Origin of the sequence: Pseudoalteromonas sp. MelDa3, from assembly GCF_002863625.1 — a bacterium.
Lineage (GTDB): Bacteria > Pseudomonadota > Gammaproteobacteria > Enterobacterales > Alteromonadaceae > Pseudoalteromonas > Pseudoalteromonas arctica.
In genome coordinates, this window is the sequence record NZ_PJBR01000177.1 from 1 (window position 1) to 3,011 (window position 3,011).

The 3,011-nt window shown below is 49.6% G+C and carries 1 rRNA gene; it reads right to left on the reverse strand.

Annotated elements, in window-relative coordinates:
* Positions 1–22: 22 nt before the first annotated feature.
* Positions 23–2,913, reverse strand: a 23S ribosomal RNA gene (locus CXF89_RS18810).
* Positions 2,914–3,011 lie beyond the last annotated feature (98 nt).

The following is a 3,011-nucleotide window of genomic DNA, read 5'->3' on the forward strand; positions in this document are numbered from 1 at the left end:
CATAAAACGCGTTTGGCGTTGTATGGTTAAGCCTCACGGGTAATTAGTACAAGTTAGCTTAATGGCTCACACCACTTCCACATCTTGCCTATCAACGTTGTAGTCTTCAACGGCCCTTCAGAGACTTTAAAAGTCTAGTGAGAACTCATCTCGAGGCCTGCTTCGCGCTTAGATGCTTTCAGCGCTTATCAGTTCCGAACGTAGCTACCGGGCAATGCCATTGGCATGACAACCCGAACACCAGCGGTTCGTTCACTCCGGTCCTCTCGTACTAGGAGCAACCCCTCTCAATTCTCAAACGCCCACGGCAGATAGGGACCGAACTGTCTCACGACGTTCTAAACCCAGCTCGCGTACCACTTTAAATGGCGAACAGCCATACCCTTGGGACCGACTTCAGCCCCAGGATGTGATGAGCCGACATCGAGGTGCCAAACACCGCCGTCGATATGAACTCTTGGGCGGTATCAGCCTGTTATCCCCGGAGTACCTTTTATCCGTTGAGCGATGGCCCTTCCATTCAGAACCACCGGATCACTATGACCTACTTTCGTACCTGCTCGACGTGTCTGTCTCGCAGTTAAGCTGGCTTCTACCATTACACTAACCGTACGATGTCCGACCGTACTTAGCCAACCTTCGTGCTCCTCCGTTACTCTTTAGGAGGAGACCGCCCCAGTCAAACTACCCACCAGGCACTGTCCGTAACCCCGATTCAGGGGCCAACGTTAGAACATCAAAACTACAAGGGTGGTATTTCAAGGTTGACTCCACAACAACTAGCGTCGCTGCTTCAAAGTCTCCCACCTATCCTACACATGTAGGTTCAATGTTCAGTGCCAAGCTGTAGTAAAGGTTCACGGGGTCTTTCCGTCTAGCCGCGGGTACACAGCATCTTCACTGCGATTTCAATTTCACTGAGTCTCGGGTGGAGACAGCGTGGCCATGGTTACACCATTCGTGCAGGTCGGAACTTACCCGACAAGGAATTTCGCTACCTTAGGACCGTTATAGTTACGGCCGCCGTTTACCGGGGCTTCGATCAAGAGCTTCTCCCTAAGGATAACCCCATCAATTAACCTTCCGGCACCGGGCAGGTGTCACACCGTATACGTCATCTTGCGATTTTGCACAGTGCTGTGTTTTTAATAAACAGTCCCAGCCACCTGGTCACTGCGGCTCCCGTCCGCTTAGAGAGCAAGTCTCATCACAGATAGGAGCGTACCTTCTCCCGAAGTTACGGTACGATTTTGCCTAGTTCCTTCACCCGAGTTCTCTCAAGCGCCTTAGTATTCTCTACCTGACCACCTGTGTCGGTTTGGGGTACGATTCCATATAATCTGAAGCTTAGAGGCTTTTCCTGGAAGTATGGCATCAGCAACTTCATCACCGTAGTGACTCGTCTCGTGTCTCAGGTTTAGTGTTTGTCCGGATTTACCTAAACAAACGCCCTACTCACTTTCACATAGACTACCAACGCTATGCTTGCTTAGCCTGCTCCGTCCCCCCATCGCAATTATATCGAGTACAGAAATATTAATCTGTTTCCCATCGACTACGCCTTTCGGCCTCGCCTTAGGGGTCGACTTACCCTACCCTGATTAACATGGGATAGGAACCCTTGGTCTTCCGGCGTGGGAGTTTTTCACTCCCATTATCGTTACTCATGTCAGCATTCGCACTTCTGATACCTCCAGCAACCCTCCCGGGTCACCTTCAACGGCTTACAGAACGCTCCCCTACCACTCAGAATAAATTCTGAATCCGCAGCTTCGGTGCATAGTTTAGCCCCGTTACATCTTCCGCGCAGACCGACTCGACCAGTGAGCTATTACGCTTTCTTTAAAGGATGGCTGCTTCTAAGCCAACCTCCTGGCTGTCTGGGCCTTTCCACATCGTTTCCCACTTAACTATGACTTTGGGACCTTAGCTGGCGGTCTGGGTTGTTTCCCTCTTCACGACGGACGTTAGCACCCGCCGTGTGTCTCCCGGATATTACTTTACGGTATTCGGAGTTTGCAAAGGGTTGGTAAGTCGGGATGACCCCCTAGCCTTAACAGTGCTCTACCCCCGTAAGTATTCGTCCGAGGCTCTACCTAAATAGATTTCGGGGAGAACCAGCTATCTCCCGGTTTGATTAGCCTTTCACTCCTAGCCACAGGTCATCCCCTAACTTTTCAACGTTAGTGGGTTCGGTCCTCCAGTTGATGTTACTCAACCTTCAACCTGCCCATGGCTAGATCACCGGGTTTCGGGTCTATACCTTGCAACTATTCGCCCAGTTAAGACTCGGTTTCCCTACGGCTACCCTATTCGGTTAACCTCGCTACAAAATATAAGTCGCTGACCCATTATACAAAAGGTACGCAGTCACCCAACAAGTGGGCTCCTACTGCTTGTACGTACACGGTTTCAGGTTCTATTTCACTCCCCTCACAGGGGTTCTTTTCGCCTTTCCCTCACGGTACTGGTTCACTATCGGTCAGTTGGGAGTATTTAGCCTTAGATGATGGTCCACCTATATTCAGTCAAAGTTTCACGTGCTCCGACCTACTCGATTTCACTTAAAATGTCTTTTCATGTACGGGACTATCACCCTGTATCGTGGCGCTTTCCAGCAGCCTTCCATTAACACATAATAAGCTTAAGGGCTGTTCCGATTTCGCTCGCCGCTACTTTCGGAATCTCGGTTGATTTCTTTTCCTACGGGTACTTAGATGTTTCAGTTCTCCGCGTTCGCCTCGTTAACCTATGTATTCAGTTAACGATACCTGCAAGCAGGTGGGTTTCCCCATTCGGAAATCTTAGTCTCAAGCGCTTTTTACTAGCTTGACTAAGCTTATCGCAAGTTAATACGTCCTTCATCGCCTCCAACTGCCAAGGCATCCACCGTGTACGCTTAGTCACTTAACCATACAACCCAAACGGGTCTTTGTTTTGTGACAGTTTAACTTCGCCAGAAGTCAATATTGAATACTAAAGTAGATACCAATCAATCAACTCCTAAGAGT